The following is a 24,820-nucleotide window of genomic DNA, read 5'->3' as shown; positions in this document are numbered from 1 at the left end:
CTCACTCCCAGAGCGTGACGGTGGTTTTGGTGGGGGCGGCCACCAGATCCGGCATCAGCACCAGCAGCCCCTGGGGCAGCACCAGCCCATGGCGGGCGAGGCCGGGGTTGGCTTGCAGCACGGCTTCCACGGCACCCAGGGTGCGGCCGTAGTGGCGCCAGCACAGGGCATCGACGGTTTCGCCTTGCTGGGTGCGGATCTGGGTGGCCATGGCTTACAGCAGCTCGACGGTGCAGCGGGCAACACCCAGCAGATCCGAGATGGCCCAGCGCTGCTTGCGCCGGTGATCCCCCAGCTGGACGACCAGTTCTTCCATCACGCGATCGGCCTTGCCGCTGCCCGATGGGGTGCTGGAAATGTTGCGGTACATCTCGGCCAAGTCGGCCATCAGGCAGTAGTGCACGGCGCGCTGGTAGTACAGGACCTTGGCGCTGGTGCCGCCGACCTGGGGCGCGGGCACTTCGTCCAAGGTGGCATAGCCCCAGCGGCTGCGCTGCTCGTCGGCCCATGCCTGCAACTCGGCATTGACGCTCAGCATCGCGTCCTGCAGGGCTGGCAGCAAGCGTTCCTTGGTCACGGTGCCGTCCAGGCGGCAGGCATCGCGTACGGCCTGGGGGCTCATGTCGGGGAAGAAGCCGTCATTGCTGACAGTGCCTTCTTGCGGGGCGGCTGGCGGGTTGGCGGTGACGATGAAAGACATGGCGGGCTGGCTTTGTGAATAAGGGGACGGTGGTCAGGGGCGTTGGCCGGTGCGCAGTGAAACTGGCGGGCCGCAGCCCCTGAGCCGTCCGGGTGCGGGGTACGCTCAGTTGGGAGCCTGGTTGCCGCTGTCTTGCGGCTGCAGCTCTTTCAAGCGGCGCTCCAGGCGTTCCACGTCTTTTTTCACACCCACTTGGGCGTGCAGTTCGATGGCGCGCTGCAGGTGGGGCAGGGCGATGCGCACCCGGTCCAGCTGCAGGGCCTTGATTTCTTCGGCATTCAGATCGTGCGTGGCGTGCTTGCCCATGGCAGCCCAGCCGATGGCCTTGTGCAGCTTGGCGCGTGCCTGGTCGTGGGCGTCGTGGTCTTTGGTGAGCTCGTCCACCTTGGCCAGCACGGTCAGGGCGTCCACCCCAGCCAGCTGGCCCTTGATGGCGGCTTCGCTGACCTCGTCCAGCAGCAAGGTGGGCACGTTGCGGTTGAAGCGGTCGGGCAGCACCAGGCCATGGCGCAGGCAGTACTCGCTCACCTGCAGGGCCTGCACCCACTCGCCCACATCCAGCAGCCAGACCAGCAAGGTGGTCACCACGGGGTCTTGCACGCCGGCGTCAGCCTCCAGCACGCCATCCAGGTACTCGAAGTACTCGGGCAGCAGCTTGCGCTTGGCCTCGATCTTCTTTTCCGTGGCCTGGATGTCCTTGAGCCGGCGCATGTGGGCGTGCAGCTGGGCCAGCATCAGCTCATGCTGGCTGCCGGAGGCTCCACCAAACGGGTCTTGCGCTGCGGCGCGGGTGGCTTCTTGCGCCGCCAGAATGCGTGCGCGATGGCGTTGGGCCGGGGTCATGGGCATAGCGGGTGCTCGCTGTAGGTTGGGGATGCCGGCCGCAGGCAGCGGCGGCCGGGTTCAGCCACGGTCAGGGGGCGGTGAATTCCTGGACGTTTTCCACCAGTGCGCAGCGGTCGTAGTCCTCGATCACGAAGGCGTCATTGCTGGACTCGAAGGTTTCGACGCCATTGCGCTCGGGGCGCTCCAGCACGGCACGGCGGCGGGCGCCTTCCTGGTAGTAGATGGACAGGTTGTCCAGGCTGGTGATCAGCACCTTGCCGGCCGGGAAGTAGGGCACCACCATGGCCTGCATGCCGCCCAGGCGGCGCTGGCTGATGACGATGTCGGCCGCCAGCTGTTCCGTGGGGGCGTCGTTGTTGTCCACCAGGGGGAACAGCTTGTCGTGCATCAGGTCGCTGCCCACGATGACCACCATGTCGGGGTCTTCGCGGTGCGCCTCACCCACCAGCGTCATGCGGGCGTCGTAGACCAGGGCGTCCAGGTTCTTGTAGTCGGCATCGGCATGGCCAAAGGTGATCTTGCCGGCGACTTCGCCTTCGGCCATGACACGATCGGGCGCCTTGGTGCGGATCTTTTCCAGCCAGCCGATGTTCACGTCCTGCAGCAGTGGGTAGGCTTCACGGTCGGTGTCTGCTGCAGCGTGGGTGCCGTTCCAGCCGATCATGATGCGGTCCAGCGCGCAGCGGTCCACGATGACCTTGCTGATGCGGGTCTGGAAGTCGGGGAACTTGGCCCAGGCGTCCAGCTTGGCATAGGGCATGTAGGTGTCGTAGTCGGTCTGCTTGCAGACGTACTCGTTCTTCTCCAGGCCGGTCACATCACGGCCAGAGCGGCGGCCGTTGCCGCTGGTGTTGGTGCGGCCTGCGATGGTGCTCGATGCCACCAGGCCCAGGGCTTCGCCCAGTTGCTCGGTCACGCCGATGATGTTGATGCGGCCCAGGAAGGCGCTGGACTGCTGCAGCTTGACTTCCAGCTTTTGCTGGGCGGTGGGGGTGACGTTGAATTTGTTGCAGACATCGCTGACCGCGATGCCGTTGAGGGCAGCAATCTGGCCCAGGTAGCCGTTGAAGGCTTTGCGGGTTTCGTTACGCATGGTGCGTTCCTTCAAAAAATAGGTTGCGTGTGTGGGTGGGGCGTTGGCTTAGAACTCGGCCAGCTGTTGACCGTGGCCACCGGAGGCAGGAGGGCGCGCGGGGTCTGCGGGCTGCTGGCTGAGCTTGGTGACCAGCTCGGAGTGCTTGGCACTGAGGGCGCTGAAATCGCCTCGAAGCGCATCCATGGCGGCGATCTGCTGCTGGCCGAAGGCTTTGAGCCCTTCCAGTGCCTGGGCGATGGCCGCCTGCTGCTCGGCCGTGAAAGCCGCAGGAGTCGTTGCGGTCGGCGCGGCGGGTGTGGACGCTGCAGGGGCTGCAGACAAGCCCAGCGCCTTGGCAAACGCGGCCACGACGGTGTTGAACACACTGGGGTCCGCCGGGACGGAGGTGGGGGCCGTGGCGTCCTCCAGCTCCAGCGTGAATTCCTGGCCCGCCGTGAAGAGGGTGTTGGCATTGGTCTTGCGGTGGGCCAGCGGGCTGGCGGCGGGATGCTGCTGGGCAAACTGCAGCAGCTCGGTGCCCAGGCTGGCGGGACTGTCGGTGACGGCCAGGCCGACCAGGTAGGCTTCGCCAGTGCCGGCAAAGTTAGGGTCCACCTCGATGGAGGTGTAGAGCTTTTGACCGGCCTTGTTCATGGCGATCAGCGATTCCAGGGGCTTGATCTGGGCAAACAAGGCCAGCTTGCCGTCTTCGACCGCTTCGGCCTTGACGGCGACCACATCGCCCTGGGCCGCGAAGGCGCTGTCGGGCAGCAGACCGCGCATGTGTTCGATCCACACACGGGCACCGTACTTGGCCTGGCTGAAGTTTTTGGCCATTTGCTCGATCCAGCTGCGCTCGATGGCGCGGCCGTCGGTGGTGGCGCCTTCGGTGGCCACGCGGAACCATTTGGACTTTTGGGGCATGTTCGTTCGGGGTTGGTTGCAGGGGGCTTTGCAGCGGTAGCCTCTATGGTCTGACCGACCCCCTGTCAGCGGCAAACGCTTTGCCATGTAGCGCCGCGTGCTACATAAACGCGTAGGTGCACGCGCGCGAATGCATGCCCAAACTGGCGGGTATGCCAGCCACTGAAGGCCGCAAGGCGCGTTTGCGCCAAGGCCAGCACAACCCTTTTCCCTTCCCCACCACCGAAGCTGCAGCCCCGGAAACGGCGCAGCTGGATGTTCTGCACGCGCTGACCGACCCCACCCAGGACAAGCGCCGCAAAGCCCGGGCGCTGTACTGGATGGGCTGGCGGGTGACGCACATTGCCGAACACATCGACGTGCCGCGCACCACGGTGCACGAGTGGAAGCAGGCCGATGGCTGGGACAAAGCCAAGGCGGTGGAGCGGGTGGAGGGCACGCTGGAGATGCGGCTGTGCACCTTGATCAACAAGGAGAACAAGACCGGCGGCGACTTCAAGGAAATTGACCTGCTGGGCCGCCAGATGGAGCGCTTGGCCCGGGTGCACAAGTACGCGGAGACGGGCAAGGAAAGCGACCTGAACCCCAACATCAACGCCCGCAACGCCGGTCCGAAGCGGCAACCGGACCGCAGCAACCAGCTGGGCGGCGAAGAGGGGCTGGAGAAACTGAAGACGGCCTTCATCGACAGCCTGTTCCAGTACCAGCTGACCTGGTGGCGCAACAGCCAGGAGCGAACCCGCGCCATCCTCAAAAGCCGCCAGATCGGTGCGACCTGGTACTTTGCCCGCGAGGCGCTGATTGATGCGCTGGAAACCGGGCGCAACCAGATCTTCCTGTCGGCTTCCAAAGCGCAGGCGCACATCTTTCGCGGCTACATCCTGGCCTTTGTCAAAGAGGTGCTGGGCATTGAGCTCAAAGGCGACCCCATCGTGCTGCCCAACGGGGCGACGCTGTACTTTTTGGGGACCAATGCCCGCACTGCGCAGGGCTACCACGGCAATTTCTACTTCGACGAATTCTTCTGGACGCAGTCGTTCGACCAGCTCAACAAGGTGGCCAGCGGCATGGCCATGCACAAGAAGTGGCGCAAGACCTACTTCAGCACGCCCAGCAGCCTGCAGCACCAAGCCTATGCCTTCTGGAGCGGCAGTCGCATCAACAAGAAGCGGGCCAAGGCCGACCGCATTGAGCTGGACCTGAGCCACGACCGCCTGGCGGGCGGCTTCACGGGCGAAGACAAGATCTGGCGCCAGATCGTGACGGTGCTGGACGCGGCCGCCGGCGGGTGCGACCTGTTTGACCTGGACGAACTGCGGTTTGAGTACAGCGACGACGAATGGGACAACCTGCTGATGTGCGGGTTTGTGGACGAATCGTTCGCCGTCTTCCCGCTGACCGAGCTGATGCGCTGCCATGTGGACAGCTGGGAGGCCTGGGCGGCCGACTGGAAACCGTTTTCGCTGCGGCCGTTCGCGTTCAAGCGGGTGTGGATCGGCTACGACCCCAGCCACACGGGCGATGCGGCCGGCCTGGTGGTGCTGGCACCGCCCGACAAACCCGGCGGCGCGTTCCGGGTGCTGGAGCGCATGCAGTTCAAGGGCGCGGACTTTGAGGCCCAGGCGGAGGTGATCCGCAAGCTGACCGAGAAGTACCACGTGGAGCACATCACGATCGACACCACGGGCCTGGGCACCGGGGTGTTCCAGATCGTGCAGAAGTTCTTCCCCGCGGCACGGGCGCTGCAGTACAGCGTGGAGGTCAAGACCCGCTTGGTGCTGAAGGCGCAAAGCGTGATCCGCGGCGGGCGGCTGCAGTTTGATGCGGGCGATGTGGACCTGCAACGCAGCTTCATGGCCATCAAGCGCGAGATGACCGCCAGCGGGCGCAGCGTGACCTACGCCAGCGGCCGCAGCGACGAGACCGGCCACGCCGACCTGGCCTGGGCCTGCATGAATGCACTGGACAACGAGCCCCTGGAGGCGGCCGCAGTGGGCGGCATGACCGATGGCGGCGTGATTTTGGAGATTTTCTGATGACCGATTCGGCGACCGTAGCAACGCCCCAGGCGATCGAGGCATTCACTTTTGGCGATCCGGAGGCCGTGCTGGACCGCCGGGAGCTGTTCGATTACTTCGAATGCAACCTGATCCACAACGAGTGGTACGAGATGCCCATCAGCGCTGACGGCCTGTCGCGCATGCTGCGGGCGGGAGTCCACCACGCCAGTGCCATCCAGTTCAAGGCCCAGGTGCTGGCCAGCACCTTCAAGCCGCACCCCATGCTCAGCCGCAGCACCATGCTGAAGGTGTGCAAAGACTACCTGGTGTTTGCCAACGCCTACCTGGAGCAGCCGCGCAACGTGCTGGGCAGCGGCATGCAGCTGACACATAGCCTGGCCAAGTACACGCGGCGGCACCGGGATCTGCAGCGCTTTGGCTTCATGCCCAAGTGGAACGAGGTGCACACCTTCCGCCGCGGCAGCATCTGCCACATCATGGATCCGGACGTGGACCAGGAAGTCTATGGGGTGCCGCAGTATCTGGCCTCGCTGCAGTCCAGCCTGCTCAACGAATCGGCCACGCTGTTCCGCCGGCGCTATTACACCAACGGCAGCCACGCGGGTTTCATCCTGTACATGACGGACCCCAGCCCCAACCAGGCCGACGTGGACAGCCTGCGCGCCGCCCTCAAAAGCAGCAAGGGGATCGGCAACTTCCGCAACCTGTTTTTTCACAGCCCGAAAGGGGAGAAGGACGGCATCAAACTGATCCCCATCGGAGAGGCGACGGCCAAAGACGAATTCCTGAACATCAAGAACGTCAGCCGCGATGACCAACTGGCCGCGCACCGGGTACCGCCGGAGTTGATCGGTGTGGTGCCCGGCAATGCTGCGGGCTTTGGCAACGTGGTCAACGCGGCGCGGGTGTTTGCCCGCAACGAGATCCAGCCCCTGCAGACCCACCTTGCCGCAGCGATCAACGATTTTGCGGGGGAAGAGATCTGCCGGTTTGACACCTACAGGTTGCCCGGAGTGGACGAACCCCAGGCGCAAGAGTTGAAGTAAGCAGCAGCCCCCGCCAAAACAAAAGCCCCGCAGTGCGGGGCTTTTTTTTGTATGGGCCCGGCTACTGGTGGTTCAGCGATGCGTCGGCAATCGCGCCTGCAGCGTGGTCCAGCTGTCGCGCGATCGGTTTAAGGATGGAGTGGATACAGGACGCACTCACCTTGTTGTGCTGCGCTGCTTCTAGAAGCTCGCACAACGCGCCAACGCGCTCACTGGCCTGATCAATCTCTTTCTGGATCTTGTGCTTGCTCTCTGTAGGCATGGTCACCTGCTCAATACTGTATGCGCATACAGTATATGCCCTGTAACACACTGTGTGCAAGACATATCGCGGCACCTGCTCAGCCCCCTCAGCGCGCGCTCGAGACCCCGCCTCGCCCGCCCGCTTCGTGTGTCGCTTTCGACGGCACTGTCGGCAGTTCCTACAACCAAGCCCATCAGTACTTGCCGCGCAAGTTTTGGGATCTAGCAACCGACGGGATTCGACGGATTTATATCTAATTAATAGCTTCCACGAGATGAATATAATCAGCGGTGATATTCGGTATTAATCAGCATGCTTCGGTATTGTTTGAATTGCTGATTCCGGTTACGCATTTATTACGCATATTGATGTCAAGATATTGATTTTATTTGTGTGTAGATCCCGGCCCGGGGCACCACGCACATGCAAAGCTGTGCGGCAATTTGCACAAGCCAAACCAGCCAAGGCCCCAGTAGGGGCCTTTTTTTGCGTCAACGGTCGCTGCAGACGCTGGTGTGCGTCCCCATTTCCCATTTGACCTTCTCAATTTAGGGCTGCCTTAACAAATGGTGGCGAGAAACTGGTGTATTTGAAGGAGGTGGCGCTCACCGAGTGGTGCCGACACGCTGGCCGCATCGCCATGAGGCCTTGCTGCTTCCATGCGAGATGGGAGCGTTTTGCGTGTCACGGCATCTTGACCATGTGGTGGCTCGTGGTGTGCAGGTGGAAATTGCGGGCAATCTGCAGATCGCTCGGTGAGGGTGGGTAGGCGTGCGACAATCCTCCACAGATTATTTTGTGCGTCCGCGTCTTGCAGGCGCACGCTCGTGTGAAGAAAACAATGCCAAGCTATAACGCGCCCTTTGAAATCCATGTGCATGGACAGGTGCAACTGCGTGCAGATGTGACGTTTGACCAGTTGCAGGAAGCGCTCAAGCCGCTGTGGTCGTATGCCGGGGCACGCTCTTTGGCGGCTGGCGCGGCCAGTGCGTATGAAGAAGAGCCGGGCATCCAGTTCAACATCAAGGATGCGCTCTTGCAAATCTGCTGGACGGTGTCTGGCGACGAGGACTTCCGACAGTCTCTGGACGATATGTGCATGGGGCTGAACGAGTTGGCCGAAACGGGGGCGGCGATTGAAGTGACCTTCTACGATGCCGAGTTCGACGAGGAGGACGGCGACCGCTCCGACGAGGCCCGCGATGACTTCGTGATGCTGTTTGTGGGACCCAATCCTGCTGCCATCATGAAAGTCCAGCGTGACATGCTGGTGCAGGACGTGATTCACACCATGGAGCGTCACTTCGATGCCTCCGAGCTGGTGGGTGTTGTGGCCGAAATCGACAAGCTGTTCATGCAGCGCTTCGACAACCTGATCAGCTCGCTGGAAATCGGCAAGCTGCCCCCCCGCGGTGGCAACAACGGTCCTCGCAATGGCGGGGGCAGCGGTGGTCGTCGTCCGCGCCACTTGCATTGATCCATCCCCTGACACATCCAACCCGGCTGAGCCGGGTTTTTTCTTGAGGCACTTTGGTGGCATCTTCATTGACCTATCTGCAGGCCTACCCTGTGGGGCTGCAGCAACAGGTGGCCCAGTTGCTGGCTGTGCCGCAGGGCATTGAGCAGTGGCTGCTGCGGCGCCATCCGCAGGCCCATGCGTTGCGCTCGGACAAGGCACTGTATGCCTATGTCGATGCGCTCAAGACCTCCCGCCTGCGCAAGGCGGGCGTGCTGCACAGTGTGGCGTATGACAACAAGCTGCACGTGATGCGCAATGCCTTGGGCCTGCACACCCGCAAGGCGGTGGTGCAGGGCGGGCGCTTGAATGCGCGGCACGAGATCCGGATCGCATCGCTGTTCAAGCAGATGCCCGAGCCGTTCCTCAAAATGATCGTGGCCCATGAGCTGGCGCATTTGCGCGAGCCGGATCACGACAAGAATTTTTATGCCTTGTGCTGCCACCTGGAGCCTGAGTACCACCAGCTGGAATTTGAGGTGCGGGTGTACCTGACGCACCTGGATGCCGGCGGTCCGCGTCTATGGGCGCCGCTGGAAGCCAGCCCCTGACCGCTCTGTCCGTCGCTGCCAGTCCGGCCTGCAAGGGCATGGGGTGCCTGTGCTGTTAGGGGCAAACGGCGTTCAACGCGCCTGTGTGTTCGACGCTTGGGGTGTGATCCAGGGCTGGTAGGAGCTCAGCAGCGCGTGAATCTGCGACGCTGGCAGGGGGCGGCTGAACAGGTAGCCCTGGGCCTCATCACAGCCTTGTTCGCGCAGGAACTCCAACTGGGCCGCGGTTTCCACGCCTTCCGCTGTGGTCTGCATGCCCAGTGCCTGTGCCATGCGGATGATGGCGCTCACGATGGCGCGATCGTTGCTGTCATGGTCCAGGTCGTGCACGAACGACTGGTCGATCTTGAGCTTGTAGATCTGGAAGCGTTTGAGCTGGCTCAGTGATGAATAACCGGTACCGAAGTCGTCCATCGACAGCCAGACGCCGCGCTCCCGCAGGGCGTCCATGGTCTGGGTGGCCGCCTGGGGGTCGTGCACGGCAACGCCCTCGGTTAGTTCCAGCTCCAGGGCGGTGGCGGGAATGTCGGACTCCTGCAGGATGCGCCCCACCAGCTCTGGCAACTGGGGCTGGTGGAACTGGATGGCCGACAGGTTGACCGCCACTTTCAGGTGCGGGAAGCCTGCCTGGTGCCAGGCTTGCAATTGCGCAATCGCATTCTTGAGGACCCATTCCCCGATCTGCAGAATCTGGCCACTGTCTTCGGCCACCGGAATGAATTCGGCCGGAGAAATGGCGCCCAGCTCGGCCTGTTGCCAGCGCAGCAGGGCTTCGACGCTGCGTATCTCCCCGGTGTGCAGGCAGATTTGCGGCTGGTAGTGCAGGGTGAACTCATTGCGCTCCAGCGCCCGGCGCATGGCGTTTTCCAGTTGCAGGGCGCGCACCGATTTGGCATGCATCTGCGGCGTGAAGAAGCGGTAGGTGTTGCGCCCCTCTAGTTTTGCGTGGTACATCGCGACATCGGCAGATTGCGTCAGGCTGTCGATGTCCTGCCCATCCTGCGGAAACAGCGCGATGCCCATGGAGGGGGCCATGCTGAGTTCGTGGTGGCCGATCTGGTAGGGCTGGCGCGAGGCTTCCTGCAACTTCCCAGCCACGCGGGCTGCCCCCTGGGCGTTGGCGCCGGGCAGCAGCAGCACGAACTCATCGCCGCCCAGGCGGGCCACGGTGTCTTTTTCGCGCACCACGGCCCGCAGGCGCTTGGCGATCTGCTCGAGCAGGGCGTCGCCCACCTTGTGGCCCAGCGAGTCATTGACGTGCTTGAAGCGGTCCAGGTCCAGAAAGATCACTGCCAGGGGGCTGCTGTTGGCCTGGGCCGTGGCGATTGCGGCCTTGCTGCGCTCTGCCAGCAGTGCCCGGTTGGGCAGGCCGGTCAGCGGGTCATAGTGCGCCATCCAGTGGATGCGCTCCTGCACACGCTTGCGGTCCTCCACCTCCTGGTGCAAGGTCTGGATGGTGACGCTGAGCTCGTTGGTGCGTTCGTGCACCAGGCTTTCCAGCTCGGCCTGCGTCTGTGTGAGGATGGCCTGGATGTGCTTGCGTTCGGTGATGTCCACCAGGATCCAGACTTCGCCCTGGCTGTGGTCCAACGGGTCCACCCAGCGGCTGCGTGCCTCGCATTCGATGAGCTGCCCCTGCTTGTGGCGCAGGGTGATTTCCCCTTCGAAGTTGCCGTGGCTGCTGGCGGCCACCTCGCTCAAGACTTCCAGGGGCGAGGTGGCATGGCGCAGGGTCGCCGGCACATTCGCGAGCTGGATCAGCTCTTCGGCCTCGTAGCCCAGCATGCTGGCCAGGTGCGGGTTGCAGCGGCTGGGGGTACCGCGACGCCAGTACACGATGCCGACGGCCGCGGTCTCGAACAGCAACTGCTTCTCGCGCAGGGTGGCGGTCAGCAGGGCCTTGCGACGGCATTCTTCATCGATGTCGTCAATGATCCAGATGGAACCTTCCTGTGGGGCCGTCGGGTTGATGAGGTGGCCGGTCAGGCTGGCCCAGAACAGGTGACCGCTGCGGCGTCGCAGCCGGCGTTCGGTCTTGAAGGTTTTTCCATCGATGAGGCTGTCTACGGCGGCACGCCCCAGGGCTTTGAAATCTTCCCGTGAGGCATGCAGGGTGGTGCTGCTGATGCCGATCGCCTGCTGCGAGTGCGCAAAGCCAAAAATCTTGGCGAAATGGTGGTTGCAACGGGCCACCACGCGGTGCTTGATGAAGGCAATGCCAACACCCGCGCTGTCCAGCAAGGTCTGCTGCTCGCGCAATAAGCGCTCGAGATCGGCATGTGCGGTCGCAAGTCTGGAGCTTTGCTGGACCGCATCCAAGGTCAGTGACATGGCAGACGCAGAGAGGAGATGGAAAAAGAACCGACACAAATTATTGCAAATTGGCCGTGTGTGGTGTTTGCGCAAATGCAAACCTGGGGCCTGCAGCGTGGTTGTTCACGGCCCACGCATCAAAAAAGCCCCGCATGGCGGGGCTGGGCACGGGGCCAGATGGCAGCTTACATGCCCAGGGATTTGAGCAAGGCCTCGGTTTCCACGTCGGCGGTATCGGCGGCGGCGCTGCTGGCATCGCGGCTGGGCTGTGCGGCCTGGGCAATGATGGCGTCGGGATCGACCACCTCTGCGGCATCAAAGTCGTGCAGCTTGATGAATTCCGTGCTGTCCACGGCCAGTTCCAGATAGAAGATGTTGTTGCTGGCGGTGTAGAAGGTGACGCGGCGGGCTTCCGGGTTGTCCAGATTGGCATCCACGCTCAGTTGCACCTGTTTGTTGAGCACCAGCATCTTGGGCTGGTTCTGCGTGATGTGGGTCTGCAGTTCGCGGCGCACCTTGCCCGTGAAGTCGCCCACCACCTGGTTCATCAGTTCGCCCATCACATTGCTGACTTCATCCGAGGTGTGGGAGCTGGCCAGATCACTTTCCGACATGCCCATGTTCAGCAGGTAGCTGCGGTACAGCTCCATGGCGGCTGCGGCCGAGAAGTTGATGATCACCAGGCCGGAGAACCCCCCGTCAAACAGCACGAAGCAACCGATATCGGGCTTGAGGTAGGTTTTCTTGATGCGTTGCACCATGCCGGAATACTGGATGTGGCAGGTGGTGGCGACGTTCAGGACGCGTGTGACGGAGTTGCACAGGCTGACCAGAAGTTCGTCAGTGCCTTGCACCAGGGAAGGGGTGTCGCTCATGGGGATGTGAAGGGAGGCTGGGTAACAGAGGGTGACCGATTATGGGCGCATTCTTCCCGGCTGCCCACACCAGCGGACGACGCAGGTGGGGTGCATCAAAAAAGGAGGCCGAAGCCTCCTGAAATCAGCGTGCTGCGGCACGGGCCTGTTGCAGCCAGCCGTCGAAGGTGGACTGGTGGGCCTTGATCCAGCCGTTGACATGGCGCTCGATGTCCGCGGGCTTTTTCTGGCCCTGGTTCATCATGTGGTTCTGGGCATTGATGTCGCCCACGGGCACTTGCATGACCTCGAACAGCTTGGCCGCGGCAGGATTCTGCTCGGCCCAGGCCTTGTTGGCCACGATGTGCTGCTTGTTCACCACGAAGCCGTAGTTCTTGCCGTTGGGCAGCTTGGTGTCCACGCCCTTTTGTGCGCCCGGGGCCGAGGAGAAGGGCACCTCCAGCCAGACCACGTCCTTGCCAGGTTGCAGCACGTTGCTGACCCAGTACGGGGTCCAGGCGTAGTACAGGATGGGGTGGCCGGCCTTGTAGCGCGTGATGGTGTTGGCGATCAGGGCCGAGTAGGTGCCCTGCTGGTGCGTGACCGTGTCGCGCAGCTTGTAGGCGTCGAGGTGGTGCTCAATCATGGCTTCGCAGCCCCAACCAGGGTTGCAGCCGGTCAGGTCGGCCTTGCCGTCACCGTCGGCATCGAACAGCTTGGCGATCTTGGGATCCTTGAGCTGTTCTACGTTGGTGATCTTGTAGGCGTCGGCAGTCTTCTTGTCGATCAGGTAGCCCTGGGCGGCATTGTCGGAGTACACGCCCTTGCGGTACAGCTTGGCATCGCCGCCGGCGTTCTTGTAGTAATCCGCGTGCAGGGGGTTCCAGTGCGAGGCGATGAAGGTGGCGTCACCATTGCCGATGGCCAGGTGGGCCGTGGGGTATTCAACTTCCTTGATCGGCTGCACGTCGTAGCCCAGCTGTTCCAGGGCTTTCACGACCAGCAGGGTCTGGAAGGTTTCTTCGGCGATGGAGCTCTTCAGGGGCTGCACCTTGACGCCTTGGCCCGGCCGTTCATTGGCCTGGACGCTCAGGCAGCTCAGGGCCAAGGTGCTGGCAGCGACAGCAGTCAGGGTGCGCGTGGCGTGGGTGATGGATGTCATGGTCTCGTCCTCCTGGTTGAAAAATAGGTCAAAAGTGCTGCTTGCGCTCATGGAATAAGCGCAGGCAGCTATCGTTTTAGGAATTTTTGCGGGGCTTGAGCAACCAGCCCAGCGGGCCGCGGTGCCACCAGCGCAGGCCGCCACGTTGGGGTTCGCCCATGGCCTGGGTGATGCGGTCCAGCACGATGGCCAGCAGCACGATGCCCAGGCCGCCGACGGTGGCCAGGCCCATGTCCAGGCGGCCGATGCCGCGCAGCACCATCTGGCCCAGACCGCCGACGGCGATCATGGAAGCGATCACCACCATCGACAGCGACAGCATCAGCGCCTGGTTGATGCCGGCCATGATGTTGGGCATGGCCAGCGGCAGTTGCACCTTCCACAGCAACTGCCAGGGCGAGGCACCGTAGGCGCGACTGGCCTCGATCAGGTCGGGGCGGACCTGGCGGATGCCCAGGTTGGTCAGGCGCACCAGCGGCGGCAGCGCGAAGATGATGGTCACGATGACCCCGGGCACGTTGCCGATGCCAAACAGCATCACCACCGGCACCAGGTAGACGAAGGCGGGTGTGGTCTGCATGGCGTCCAGCACCGGGCGCGTCCAGCGCTGGGCGCGGTCGCTGGCGGCAATCAGCACGCCCAGCGGCAGGCCAATCACGATGCAGAAGGCCAGCGAGGTCAGCACCAGCGACAGGGTGACCATGGCCTCGGGCCAGATGCCCAGGGCTGCAATCGCAATCAGCGACAGCGCGGTGCCGATCGCCAGGCCGCGCCCGGCAAACTGCCAGGCCACCAGGGCCACGAACAGGGTCAGCAGCGGCCAGGGCAGGGCCAGCATCAGTTGTTCCACCCCCGACAGGGTGGCATCGATCGGGGCGCGCACGGCCTGGAAGAAGGGGCGGAAGTTGTCCACCACCCAGCCCAGGCCCTGGTTGATCCAGGCCTCGATCGGCAGCCCATCGGTCTGCAGTTGATCCCACAGGGACAGCGGTGCATCAGGCGTGGCGCTGGCCGGGCTGGTCAGCCAGTCGGTGGCGGGCACAGCAGCATCGGGCGCAGCGGCTGCGGCGCCCCAGGGATCGGTGGCGGCGGCCGGGGTGCTGGCGGCCGACCAGGGATCGGCGGCGGGTGCGGCGCTGGTGCTCCAGGGGTCCTGGGTGGCGGCGGTGTTTGGGTTCACTTCACTCATGCTTGTTCTCCTTGTCGGTGGCGGGCGCGTCCGAATGCTCGTGCAGCATCGCGGGGGTGTCCGCCTCTCCCGTGGGGAACATGGGGTTGAGCGTGACGGGCGGCTGCACCGGTTGTGGCGGTGGCACCGGCGGGGTGTCGCGGTCCAGGAAGCGCATCATGGTGGTGCGGCTGATGACGCCCAGGAATTTGCGGTCCTCGCCCAGCACCGGCAGCGGGCAGGGCGCGGAGGCCATGGGGCCGAACAGGTCCGCCACCGGCGTGGCGGCATCGATCGGCACCACGTTGTCGATGAAGGCGTGCTGCAGGCCCAGCATGCCCTCGCGGCCATGCAGGGCGTCGCGCAGCGACTGGGCGGAGACCACCCCCAGCAGGCGCCGGCGCGCGTTGAGCACGTAGGCGTGGTCGCGGTCCGAGTCCTCAATCAGGCGCAACGCCGCGCGGCACCCGCGATCGTTGTGTTCGGACACGATGGTCAACGCTTGGCGCGCAATGTCCGACGCCTTGAACACGGCGGCGGCATCCACGCCCTTGATGAAGCTGCGCACGTAGTCGTTGGCCGGGCTGCGCAGGATCTCGTCGGGCGTGCCGACCTGGATGACTTGGCCGTCCTTCATGATGGCAATGCGGTCACCGATGCGCATCGCCTCGTCCAGATCGTGCGAGATGAAGACGATGGTGCGGCGCTTGGATTCCTGCAGGCGCAGCAGCTCGGACTGCATCTCGGTGCGGATGATGGGGTCCAGGGCGGAGAACGCCTCGTCCATCAGCAGGATGCTGGGGTCGGAGGCCAGGGCGCGGGCCAGGCCCACGCGCTGTTGCATGCCGCCGGACAGCTCGTCCGGGTAGCTGGTGCCCCAGGCGCCCAGGCCGACCTGCTCCAGGGCTTCCTGGGCGGCCTTCTGGCGCGTGCCCTTGTCGACGCCGGCCATCTCCAGGCCGAAGGCCGTGTTGTCCAGCACGCTCATGTGCGGCATCAGGGCGAAGGACTGGAACACCATAGAGATGTCCTTGCGGCGCAGCGCGCGCAGGTCCTTGTCGTTCAGCCCATTGATGTCCTGTCCGTCCACCACGATGCGGCCGCTGGTGGGCTCAATCAAACGGTTGAGCATGCGCACCAGGGTCGACTTGCCGGAGCCGGACAGGCCCATGACGACGAAGATCTCCCCGGCTTCGATGGTGAAGTCGGCGTCGAACACGCCGATCGATTGACCGGTACGTTCGAGGATTTGTTGCTTGGAAAGCCCTTGGCGCACCAGGTCCAAGGCCTGTTTTGGCTGATCGCCAAAGACCTTGAAGACGTTTTCGATGCGAATTTGTTTGGCCACTGGTTGTCCTCCCTTGATTTGTTCTTGGGGGTTACACACAGTGCAGCCGCGTCACAAGCGAGGCTTGGACGGCCTACACGCGAAGCCGAAAGTCATGCCGACCGATGCACGGGCCGGGTTGCAGCAACCTGGCCGTCATGAAGGGTTTTAGACTGGGCCCGAATGGCACGCTGAAAGGTGCGCAAGGGCCGCAAGAGAGGGCAGAGGCCGCGCACCGACAGGCGCGCCACATGATCCAAACATGTCCGTGCATCAGGGCCGAAAGTTCGGCGCTGTGGCAGTTGCACCGTTGCGGAAACAGGCAACTGCCGGGTTAATCCGAGCCATCAAGATTCGGATTACCTGCATGGCAGGTTGTTAATAAGCTGCTTATTCTAACTATTCGGCATATGGATGTCAAGAGTTTCCACATGCCTTGGCGAAAGCCTTGGCGATATCCGCTGGCAATTGGTGGCAAGCGGCTGCGAGCCGGTGTCAAAAGCCGATAAAAGCAAAAAGCCCGGAGTGGAGGCTCCGGGCTTGGCGGGATCGAGGCGGAAATGCCTCAGTGGCTGGGGTGGTGGTTGCTGTGGATCAGCTTGTCGGTGTAGGCAATCGCCAAAGCGCTGAGCAGGAACACCGCATGGATGATGGTCTGCCACATCAGCACCTTGACATCGTAGTTGCCGGCGTTGATGAAGGTCTTGAGCAGGTGGATGGAGCTGATACCGATGATGGACAGGGCCAGTTTGACCTTCAGCACGGAGGCATTCACGTGGTCCAGCCATTCCGGCTGGTCCGGGTGGCTGTCCAGGCCCAGCCGGCTCACAAAGGTTTCGTAGCCGCCGACGATCACCATGATCAGCAGGTTGGAGATCATGACCACATCAATCAGGGCCAGGACCACCAGCATGATGATGGTTTCGTTCAGGCCCGTCATGGGGGCCTCGGGCTTGTAGCCGATGTTGTGGATCAGGGCCTGCAGCGCCGTCTGGCTGCCAAAGGCGGCCTCAATCAGGTGCCACAACTCCACCAGGAAGTGCCAGACATACACGCCTTGGGCTGCGATCAGTCCAAGGTACAGGGGCAATTGCAGCCAGCGGCTGGCAAAAATCAGACTGGGCAGGGGGCGCATGGGCGAGTTGGGTGAGGTGGAGACAGGCGACTCAGAATGAGGGTCTAAGGAGGCCATGATGGTGGGTGGTTGAAGGAAAAGACGCAAAAAAGGCGCCAAGGCGCCGGGCAGGCATTGTATGCGCTGCCTCCAAGGGGAAACCCTAGCTAAGCCATTATTTTTGCTTGACTAATCGACTGGGGGACGTCAGTGGTATGTAAGTGCTGAAACCGACATTTGCCCCAACAATCACCAGATAGCAAGGAGACAAAACCATGAATGCACCCAGCTCTGCGATCGAGTCCGTATTGGTGGAAAACCGCGTGTTTCCTCCTTCGGAGGCGGTCCAAAAGAATGCCCGTATCTCCGGCATGCCGGCCTATGAGGCCTTGTGCGCCGAGGCTCAGAAGGATTACGAGGGCTACTGGGCCCGCCTGGCGCGCGAGAACGTGGTGTGGAGCAAGCCTTTCACCCAGGTGCTCGACGAAAGCAACCCACCGTTCTATCGCTGGTTTGCCGATGGCGAACTGAATGCCAGCGCGAACTGCCTGGACAAGCACATGGGCACTGCGGTCGAGCACAAGACCGCCATCATTTTCGAGGCGGATGACGGCCAGGTCACCAAGGTCACCTACCGCGAACTGCTGCAGCGCGTGGCGCAATTCGCCAATGGACTGAAGTCCCTGGGCATCCAGAAGGGCGACCGCGTCCTGATCTACATGCCCATGACGATTGAGGGCGTGGTGGCCATGCAGGCCTGTGCCCGCATCGGTGCGACGCACAGCGTGGTGTTCGGCGGCTTCTCGGCCAAGGCCGTCCAGGAACGGATTGTGGACGTCGGTGCGTCGGCCGTGATCACCTCCAACTCCCAGATGCGTGGTGGCAAGGAGCTGCCGCTCAAGGCGATTGTGGACGAAGCCCTGGCCATGGGCGGCTGCGAAGCCGTCAAGCATGTGCTGGTGTATGAGCGCACGGCGACGGCCTGCAAGATGGTGGCGGGCCGTGACATCACCTTCGCGGCCTTGCTGAATGGCCAAAGCACCGAGTGTCCCCCTGTGGCCGTGGGGGCCGAGCACCCGCTGTTCATCCTCTACACCAGCGGCTCCACCGGCAAGCCCAAGGGCGTGCAGCACTCCACGGGTGGCTACATGTTGTGGGCACGCCAGACGGTGAACTGGACCTTCGACATGAAGGACAGCGATGTGTTCTGGTGCACGGCCGACATCGGCTGGATCACTGGACATACCTATGTGGCCTATGGACCGCTGGCGGCAGGTGCCACGCAGATCGTGTTCGAAGGCGTGCCCACCTTCCCGAACGCCGGCCGCTTCTGGCAGATGATCGAGCGCCACGGCTGCACGGTGTTCTACACCGCGCCTACGGCCATCCGTTCGCTGATCAAGGCCGCCGAGTCCGACGAGAAGGTGCACCCCAAGAACTGGAACCTGTCGTCGCTGCGCATCCTGGGTAGCGTGGGCGAGCCCATCAACCCCGAAGCCTGGATGTGGTACTACAAGAACATCGGCGGCGAGCGCTGCCCGATCGTGGACACTTTCTGGCAGACCGAAAACGGCGGACACATGATCACGCCACTGCCCGGTGCCACGCCGCTGGTGCCTGGCTCGTGCACGCTGCCGCTGCCCGGCATCACCGCTGCCATCGTTGATGAATCTGGCAACGACATGCCCAACGGTGCCGGCGGTATCCTGGTGGTGAAGAAGCCTTGGCCGTCAATGATCCGCAACATCTGGGGCGACCCCGAGCGCTTCAAGAAGAGCTACTTCCCTGAAGAACTCAAGGGCTATTACCTGGCCGGCGATGGCGCGGTACGCAGCGAAGACCGAGGCTACTTCCGCATCACCGGCCGTATCGACGACGTGTTGAACGTCTCTGGCCACCGCATGGGGACCATGGAGATCGAATCTGCTCTGGTGGCCAAGACCGATCTGGTGGCCGAAGCCGCAGTGGTGGGGCGTCCCGATGATTTGACCGGGGAAGCCATCTGCGCCTTCGTGGTGCTCAAGCGCCCCGTGCCCACCGGCGAAGAAGCCAAGGCCCTGGCCAACGAGCTGCGCAACTGGGTGGCCAAGGAAATCGGTCCTATCGCCAAGCCCAAGGACATCCGCTTTGGCGAGAACCTGCCCAAGACCCGCAGCGGCAAGATCATGCGCCGACTGTTGCGCTCGATCGCCAAGGGCGAGTCGATCACCCAGGACACCAGCACGCTGGAAAATCCCGCCATCCTGGAGCAGTTGGCCAAGACCAACTGAGATGGAGTGGGCTTGTTGCCCGGTGGGCGCTGCGCGCCTGCCAGCCACCTTCGGGTGGCTTTTTTTATGCCGGCGTGTAGGAGCAGGGCTGAGCCTGAATGTGCCGCACGCTGGCGAATGGGTGCGGCCAGTTGCGGTACAAACACAGGTAAAACAGCGCAAAGGTAACACTCATGAAATCTCGCATTGCACTGCTGACCTTGATCATTCTGATCATCGGCTTTCTGGGCTTCTTCAACTTTCCGTACCTGGCACAAACGGTGCCCACATCCCTGGGCTTCACCACGGTGGACCTCCCGCTGGGCTTGATCCTGATGGGATTAACAGCCCTGATGACCATCGTCTTCATTGCCTATGTGATCGCAATGCAGGGGGCATGGCTGTTGGAAGCACGCGCGCACGCCAAGGAAATGCACGCCCAGCGTGAGCTGGCCGACAAGGCGGAAGCCTCACGGTTCACCGAGCTGCGGGCGGCGATAGAGAGCCTGCACCAGGAGGAAGAGCGGCGCTTGATGGACCGCATGGACACGCTGGAGGCCCACTTGCAGGCCCGTGCGCAGGAAAGCGACAACAGCACGGCGGCCTACGTGGGCCAACTGGAACAGCAGTTGCGCCACACGGCAACTGCGCCCGCGCCGCAAGCGCCCAGGCTTTGAATCTGGGGCAGTGGCGGTTGGAGCGACGGACCAAGACCCCACCAACAAGATCGTGAATGAAAAACAGGCTTCCGTCGGGAAGCCTGTGGTCGTGCCGTGGAGGGCGTTTATTCGCCCAGGTAGGCGGCGCGCACCTTGGGGTCGTGCAGCAGATCGTGCGCCGGGCCCTGCAGGGTGAGTTCCCCCGACTCCAGCACATAGCCGCGCTGGCTCACTTCCAGCGCCAGGCGGGCGTTCTGCTCAATCAGCAAGATGGTCACGCCGCGTTGCGAAATGTCGGCAATCACCTCGAAGATCTTGTCTACCATGATCGGTGCCAGGCCCATGGTCGGCTCGTCCAGCAACAGCAGCTTGGGTTGGGACAGGATGGCCCGGCCCATCGCCAGCATCTGCTGCTCGCCGCCCGAGAGGGTGCCCGCAGTTTGCTTGCGGCGTTCGGCCAGGCGCGGAAAGCGTGTGAAGACGCCTTCCAGGTCCTGGGCCACACCGTCCTTGTCCGTGCGGGTGTAGGCCCCCATGTACAGGTTTTCTTCGATCGTCAGCTGCGGGAAGATGCCGCGCCCTTCGGGCACCATGACCAGGCCTTGGCGCACCATGCTTTGCACGGGCTGGCCCGCCAGGCTTTGGCCCTGGTAATGGATGCTGCCAGCCGCCAGCGGGACCAGCCCGCAGATGGCGCGCAGCGTGGTGCTTTTGCCGGCGCCGTTGGCGCCGATCAGGGCCACCAGCTCGCCAGGGTGGACATGCAGATTCAGCTGGCGCACGGCGCGGATGCCGCCGTAGGCAACATCAATGCCGCGCACATCCAGCAAAGGGGTCGAGGATGTGGCTTCAGTCATGGGTGGACGGGTTCTGTGGGGTGGCTGGGGGATGCAGCAGCAGATCCTGTGCGGCGCCCTTGCCCAGGTAGGCTTCGATTACGCGCGGATCGTGCTGCACGTCGTGGGGCTGTCCATAGGACAGGACCTGGCCGTATTCCAGCACCAGCACGCGGTCGCACATGTTCATGACCAGCTTCATGTCGTGCTCGATCAGCAGCACGGTGATGCCGTCATCACGGATCTTTTCGATCAGCGCGCGCAGCACCACGGTTTCTGACGGGTTCATGCCGGCGGCAGGCTCGTCCAGTGCCAGCAGCGAGGGGCCGGTGGCCAGTGCGCGGGCAATTTCCAGGCGGCGTTGGTCGCCGTACGACAGCGAAGACGCCACTTCGTTGGCCACATGGCCAATTCCCACGTAGTTCAGCAGCTCCAGGGCGCGCGCTTCCGTGCGTGCCTCTTCGGCGCGGGTGGCCTGGTTGCGCGTGACCGCGCCCCACAGGCCGGCCTTGGTGCGCAGGTGCTGGCCGATCATCACGTTCTCCAGCGCCGTGAGCGAGGCGAACAGACGGATGTTCTGGAAGGTCCGAGCCATGCCTTGCGCGGCAATCTGGTAAGGCTTGAGGCGGGTGAGCTCGACGCCGTTGAACAGGCAACTGCCCGACTCCGGGATGTAGAGCGCCGTCATCACGTTGAACAGCGTGGTCTTGCCGGCACCGTTCGGGCCGATCAGGCCGAAGATTTCACCCTTGCGGATCTCGAAGCTCACGTCCTTGAGGGCCTGCAGGCCGCCAAAGCGTTTGCTCAGCCCCTTGGCGACGAGCAAGGGCTCTCGCGGGGTTGTGCTGGAAGTGGGTGGCACTGCACTCATGCTTTCTGCTCCTTGCCACGGTTGAGTTCACGTTTGCGCACCTGCGAGGGCCACAGACCTTCGGGGCGGAAAATCATCACGGCCACCAGCGCGATACCGAACAGCAGCATGCGGATGGCATCGGGATCCACGAGCACATCGCCAAACAGGGTTTGCTGAATCGGCACCACCACATTGCGCAGGATTTCGGGAAAGATCGACAGCAGCAGGGTGCCGGCGACCACGCCAGGCACATGGCCCATTCCGCCCAGCACCACCATGCACAGGATGGCGATGGATTCGCTCAGGCCGAAGCTCTCGGGACTGACAAAGCCCTGCATCGAGGCAAACAGGCAGCCGGCCACACCACCAAAGCTGGCACCCATGCCAAACGCCATGAGCTTGATGTTGCGGGTGTTGATGCCCATCGCCTTGGCGGCGATTTCGTCTTCGCGCACGGCTTCCCAGGCGCGGCCAACGCGCGAGTTCTGCAGGCGTATGCACACGAAGATGATCAGAATCACCAGCGCCATCAGCAGGTAGTAGTACTTCTCGGGGCCGGTGATGCGGAACCCGAGGATGGTCTCCGGGCGGCCCAGTGCCCATTCACCCACCTTGATGGTGTCGATGCGGTTGATGCCTTGCGGGCCGTTGGTGATGTTGACCGGCGCATCCAGGTTGTTCATGAAGATGCGGATGTTTTCACCGAACCCCAGCGTCACGATGGCCAGGTAATCCCCGCGCAGCTTGAGCACGGGAAAGCCCAGCGCGATGCCCGCCATCGCAGCCAGCGCCACACCGATCGGCAGGACCACCCAGAAGGGCAGGTGCAAATCGAAGTGGGGGGAGGCCAGCAGGGCCCAGGCATAGGCACCCACGGCGTAGAAGGCGATGTAGCCCAGGTCGAGCAGGCCGGCAAAACCCACCACGATGTTCAGGCCCAGGGCCAGCATCACATACAGCAGGGCAAAGTTCAGGATGCGGATCCAGCCCTGGCCGGCGGTCGCGCCCAGCAAGAAGGGCAGGATCAGCAGCACGGCACCGATGGCGAAGGCCCCCAACCAGACTTTGACCGGCGTGCGGTCTTTGGAAGCAAGTGTGTGGTTCATGCGCGGTCTCCCGAACGTTCGCCCAGCAGGCCCGAGGGACGGAAGATCAGCACCACGACCAGCACGATGAAGCTGAAGACGTCCTGGTAGTGACTGCCGAAGACGCCATTGGTCAGGCTGCCGACATAGCCGGAGCCCAGGGCCTCGATCAGGCCCAGCAGCAGGCCGCCCAGCATGGCGCCGCCCAGGTTGCCAATGCCGCCCAGCACCGCGGCCGTGAAGGCCTTGAGGCCCAGCATGAAGCCCATGGTGTACTGTGCCACGCCGTAATAGCTGGTGATCATCACGCCGGCGACGGCGGCCAGGGCCGAGCCGATCAGGAAGGCGGCCGAGATGACGGTGTTGATGTTCACGCCCATCAGGCCTGCGACTTCACGGTTCTGTGCCGTGGCGCGCATGGCCATGCCCAGGCGGGTCTTGTGCACCAGCAGCAGCAAGGCCACCATGATCAGGGCCGAGCCCAGCATGATGGCGATCTGCAGCATGCTCAGTCGCGCATCGCCGAGCTGCAGCACGCTGGGCTCGATGATGTGTGGGAAGTTCAGATAGTTGCGGCCCCAGAACATCATGGCCACGTTCTGGATGATGATGGACACGCCGATCGCCGTGATCAGTGCTGCCAGGCGGGGTGCGCGGCGCAGTGGGCGGTAGGCGATGCGCTCGGCCGTCCAGCCCAGGGCCATGCACACGGGAATGGACACCACCAGGGCAGCGCCCACGGCCACGAACACAGAGACGTCACCATAGTGGCCGACCAGTGCCAGCACGACGCTGGTGGCGATCATGGCGCCGACCATGACCACGTCGCCATGGGCGAAGTTGATCAGGCCGATGATGCCGTAGACCATGGTGTAGCCCAACGCGACCAGCGCATACACGCTGCCCGCCGTCAGGCCGTTGATGATTTGTTGCAGAAAAATATCCATGACAGGCGCGCCTTGGGCGTGGTCAGTCGGAAAAAATGGCCTTGCCGCGGGGCAAGACCGAGGTCAGCAGCGGGGCTGCTTGGGGGGAGGGCGTTGTCACCCCGAGTGGGTTGCAGCGCCCTTGGCGCTTACTTGGCCGAATCAACGATGGTCTTCACTTCTTCCCACTTACCGCCCTTGACGGTGTAGATGGTCACGGCCACTTCGTTCAGGTCGCCATTCTTGTCGTAGGCGATGTTGGCGCTGGTGGCGCCGCTGCGCTTCAGGCTTGCCAGCTTGGGCAGGTACTTGGCTGCCTTGGCGGAGCCAGCCTGTTCCATCGCGGTGATCATGTTCCAGGCACCGTCGTACGCATAGGGGGCATAGACGCCGGGGTCGGCCTTGAAGCGGGCCTTGTAGGCCGCGGCAAACTTCTCGCCCTGGGCCATGGTCTTCAGGGGCACGCCGGCCAGCGAGGCGTAGGTGCCATTGCCGGCTTCACCGGCCAGCTTCAGGAAGGTGTCGCTGCGGGTCATTTCGCCAGACACCAGGGGCTGCTTCAGCCCCAGGGTTGCCATCTGGCGGCGCATCGGGCCCGACTGTGCGTCCTGGCCGCCGAAGAAGATGGCGTCGGCGCCCTTGGCCTTGATGCTGGTCAGGATGGCGGTGAAGTCGCTGGCCTTGTCGGTGGTGTACTCACGCGCCACCACGGTGCCGCCGGCGCGCTTGACGGCCTGGATCACCTGGTCGGCCAGGCCTTGGCCGTAGGCGGTACGGTCGTCGATGATCGCCACTTTCTTGGCGTTCAGGTCCTTCACCATGAAGACGCCCACGGCTGCACCTTGCTGGGTGTCGCTGGTCATCATGCGGAAGGTGTTGTCATAGCCCTGCAGGGTGTACTCAGGCGACGTGGCCATGGCGATCTGGGGGATGCCAGCCTCGTTGTACACGCGGGATGCGGGGATGGTCGTGCCCGAGTTGAAGTGGCCCAGCATGCCTTGCACCTTGTCGTCGGCAATCTGCTGCGCCACCTGCACGGCGGTGCGCGGGTCGGCCTGGTCGTCCTTGGAGACCAGCACGAACTTGGCCTTGTCGCCGTCCAGCTTGATGCCCTTGGCGTTGGCTTCTTCCAGCGCCAGCAACAGGCCGTTGCGCATGTCTTCGCCGTAATGGGCCTGGGGGCCGGTCAGCGGGGCGGCGAAGCCCAGTCGCACGGTGGTGTCTGCGTGGGCGGCGCTCATCAAGCCGCCGAAAGCGCAGGCCAGTGCCATGGTGCTGGCCACGGTCTTGAAGGATGGAGAAGATGTCATGCTGCGTTGCTCCTTGGTGGGTGAAAAAGAGGACTGTAGGA

Annotated in this window: 23 protein-coding genes; 6 read left to right on the top strand and 17 right to left on the bottom strand. The window is 63.3% G+C overall.

Translation table 11 applies throughout. The annotated features are described in order from the left end of the window. Position 1 precedes the first annotated feature (1 nt). The 5 genes from CA2_RS04365 to CA2_RS04345 form a co-directional block, all read right to left on the bottom strand. A complete protein-coding gene (locus tag CA2_RS04365) occupies positions 2–211 on the bottom strand; it encodes a tail protein X (RefSeq protein WP_042412998.1) in 210 nt (69 codons plus the stop codon). 3 nt (positions 212–214) lie between these two features. Beyond that, positions 215–700 carry a head completion/stabilization protein gene (locus tag CA2_RS04360; RefSeq protein ID WP_042412997.1) on the bottom strand — a complete coding sequence of 162 codons (486 nt, stop codon included), beginning with the start codon at positions 698–700 and terminating at the stop codon, positions 215–217. 105 nt (positions 701–805) lie between these two features. Then, positions 806–1,549 (bottom strand): phage terminase small subunit, encoded by a 744-nt coding sequence (gene gpM, locus CA2_RS04355; RefSeq protein WP_052369819.1) that lies wholly within the window; start codon positions 1,547–1,549, stop codon positions 806–808. A gap of 64 nt (positions 1,550–1,613) precedes the next feature. Then, positions 1,614–2,639, bottom strand: a complete 1,026-nt coding sequence (locus CA2_RS04350; RefSeq protein WP_042413078.1) for a phage major capsid protein, P2 family — start codon at positions 2,637–2,639, stop codon at positions 1,614–1,616. A gap of 48 nt (positions 2,640–2,687) precedes the next feature. Then, entirely contained in the window at positions 2,688–3,545 is an 858-nt protein-coding gene (locus CA2_RS04345; protein ID WP_042412993.1) for a GPO family capsid scaffolding protein, read from the bottom strand. A 152-nt stretch (positions 3,546–3,697) separates the two neighbouring features. Between CA2_RS04345 and CA2_RS04340 the strand changes: the two genes are divergently transcribed. Beyond that, positions 3,698–5,581, top strand: coding sequence for a terminase large subunit domain-containing protein (locus CA2_RS04340; RefSeq protein WP_081888864.1), 1,884 nt, complete (start codon positions 3,698–3,700; stop codon positions 5,579–5,581). Continuing rightward, positions 5,581–6,612, top strand: a complete 1,032-nt coding sequence (locus CA2_RS04335; RefSeq protein ID WP_042412991.1) for a phage portal protein — start codon at positions 5,581–5,583, stop codon at positions 6,610–6,612. The genes CA2_RS04340 and CA2_RS04335 overlap by 1 nt, the downstream gene beginning before the upstream one ends. Before the next feature lie 61 nt (positions 6,613–6,673). On the opposite strand, the gene CA2_RS04330 is transcribed toward CA2_RS04335, so the two are convergent. After that, positions 6,674–6,874, bottom strand: coding sequence for a hypothetical protein (locus CA2_RS04330; RefSeq protein WP_042412989.1), 201 nt, complete (start codon positions 6,872–6,874; stop codon positions 6,674–6,676). 823 nt (positions 6,875–7,697) lie between these two features. On the opposite strand from CA2_RS04330, the gene CA2_RS04325 reads away from it, so the two are divergent. Together CA2_RS04325 and CA2_RS04320 are read left to right on the top strand one after the other, a co-directional pair. Continuing rightward, the gene (locus CA2_RS04325; protein ID WP_042412987.1) at positions 7,698–8,333 is read left to right on the top strand and encodes a DUF6806 family protein; all 636 of its coding nucleotides are present in this window, start codon (positions 7,698–7,700) and stop codon (positions 8,331–8,333) included. A gap of 56 nt (positions 8,334–8,389) precedes the next feature. Beyond that, a complete protein-coding gene (locus CA2_RS04320; protein WP_042413074.1) occupies positions 8,390–8,923 on the top strand; it encodes a YgjP-like metallopeptidase domain-containing protein in 534 nt (177 codons plus the stop codon). 72 nt (positions 8,924–8,995) lie between these two features. On the opposite strand, the gene CA2_RS04315 is transcribed toward CA2_RS04320, so the two are convergent. From CA2_RS04315 to CA2_RS04290, 6 genes are all read right to left on the bottom strand, one after another. Then, positions 8,996–11,254, bottom strand: a complete 2,259-nt coding sequence (locus CA2_RS04315; protein WP_042412985.1) for a sensor domain-containing protein — start codon at positions 11,252–11,254, stop codon at positions 8,996–8,998. A 167-nt stretch (positions 11,255–11,421) separates the two neighbouring features. Then, positions 11,422–12,111 (bottom strand): DUF3334 family protein, encoded by a 690-nt coding sequence (locus tag CA2_RS04310; protein ID WP_042412984.1) that lies wholly within the window; start codon positions 12,109–12,111, stop codon positions 11,422–11,424. Between the two features lie 124 nt (positions 12,112–12,235). Then, positions 12,236–13,252, bottom strand: coding sequence for a glycine betaine/L-proline ABC transporter substrate-binding protein ProX (proX, locus tag CA2_RS04305; RefSeq protein ID WP_081888863.1), 1,017 nt, complete (start codon positions 13,250–13,252; stop codon positions 12,236–12,238). Between the two features lie 76 nt (positions 13,253–13,328). Beyond that, positions 13,329–14,441, bottom strand: a complete 1,113-nt coding sequence (gene proW / locus CA2_RS04300; protein WP_042412982.1) for a glycine betaine/L-proline ABC transporter permease ProW — start codon at positions 14,439–14,441, stop codon at positions 13,329–13,331. After that, entirely contained in the window at positions 14,434–15,768 is a 1,335-nt protein-coding gene (gene proV / locus CA2_RS04295; protein WP_042412980.1) for a glycine betaine/L-proline ABC transporter ATP-binding protein ProV, read from the bottom strand. Before proV ends, proW begins: the two co-directional genes overlap by 8 nt. A 544-nt stretch (positions 15,769–16,312) precedes the next feature. Then, positions 16,313–16,939, bottom strand: coding sequence for a TIGR00645 family protein (locus CA2_RS04290; protein WP_042412978.1), 627 nt, complete (start codon positions 16,937–16,939; stop codon positions 16,313–16,315). 197 nt (positions 16,940–17,136) lie between these two features. On the opposite strand from CA2_RS04290, the gene acs reads away from it, so the two are divergent. Together acs and CA2_RS04280 are read left to right on the top strand one after the other, a co-directional pair. Next, positions 17,137–19,131, top strand: coding sequence for an acetate--CoA ligase (acs, locus tag CA2_RS04285; RefSeq protein ID WP_042412976.1), 1,995 nt, complete (start codon positions 17,137–17,139; stop codon positions 19,129–19,131). Between the two features lie 173 nt (positions 19,132–19,304). Further along, on the top strand, positions 19,305–19,787 hold the full coding sequence (locus tag CA2_RS04280) for a hypothetical protein (protein WP_042412974.1): 483 nt from the start codon (positions 19,305–19,307) through the stop codon (positions 19,785–19,787). Positions 19,788–19,894: 107 nt separating this feature from the next. Here CA2_RS04280 and CA2_RS04275 read toward each other — a convergent pair whose 3' ends face one another. The 5 genes from CA2_RS04275 to CA2_RS04255 all read right to left on the bottom strand — a co-directional run bounded on the left by CA2_RS04275 (position 19,895) and on the right by CA2_RS04255 (position 24,740). Continuing rightward, positions 19,895–20,626 (bottom strand): ABC transporter ATP-binding protein, encoded by a 732-nt coding sequence (locus CA2_RS04275; protein WP_042412972.1) that lies wholly within the window; start codon positions 20,624–20,626, stop codon positions 19,895–19,897. Continuing rightward, positions 20,619–21,476 carry an ABC transporter ATP-binding protein gene (locus tag CA2_RS04270; protein ID WP_042412971.1) on the bottom strand — a complete coding sequence of 286 codons (858 nt, stop codon included), beginning with the start codon at positions 21,474–21,476 and terminating at the stop codon, positions 20,619–20,621. Before CA2_RS04270 ends, CA2_RS04275 begins: the two co-directional genes overlap by 8 nt. Then, positions 21,473–22,564: an ABC transporter permease subunit gene (locus tag CA2_RS04265; protein WP_042412969.1), complete on the bottom strand. Its 1,092-nt coding sequence runs from the start codon at positions 22,562–22,564 to the stop codon at positions 21,473–21,475. Before CA2_RS04265 ends, CA2_RS04270 begins: the two co-directional genes overlap by 4 nt. Continuing rightward, positions 22,561–23,490 (bottom strand): branched-chain amino acid ABC transporter permease, encoded by a 930-nt coding sequence (locus CA2_RS04260; protein WP_042412967.1) that lies wholly within the window; start codon positions 23,488–23,490, stop codon positions 22,561–22,563. Before CA2_RS04260 ends, CA2_RS04265 begins: the two co-directional genes overlap by 4 nt. Positions 23,491–23,618: 128 nt before the next feature. Then, the gene (locus tag CA2_RS04255; RefSeq protein ID WP_156105958.1) at positions 23,619–24,740 is read right to left on the bottom strand and encodes a branched-chain amino acid ABC transporter substrate-binding protein; all 1,122 of its coding nucleotides are present in this window, start codon (positions 24,738–24,740) and stop codon (positions 23,619–23,621) included. Positions 24,741–24,820: the final 80 nt, after the last annotated feature.

The sequence above is a fragment of the Comamonas aquatica NBRC 14918 genome (genome assembly GCF_000739875.1).
GTDB classification, from domain to species: domain Bacteria; phylum Pseudomonadota; class Gammaproteobacteria; order Burkholderiales; family Burkholderiaceae_C; genus Comamonas; species Comamonas aquatica.
This window is presented reverse-complemented; position numbering and strand designations above follow the sequence as displayed.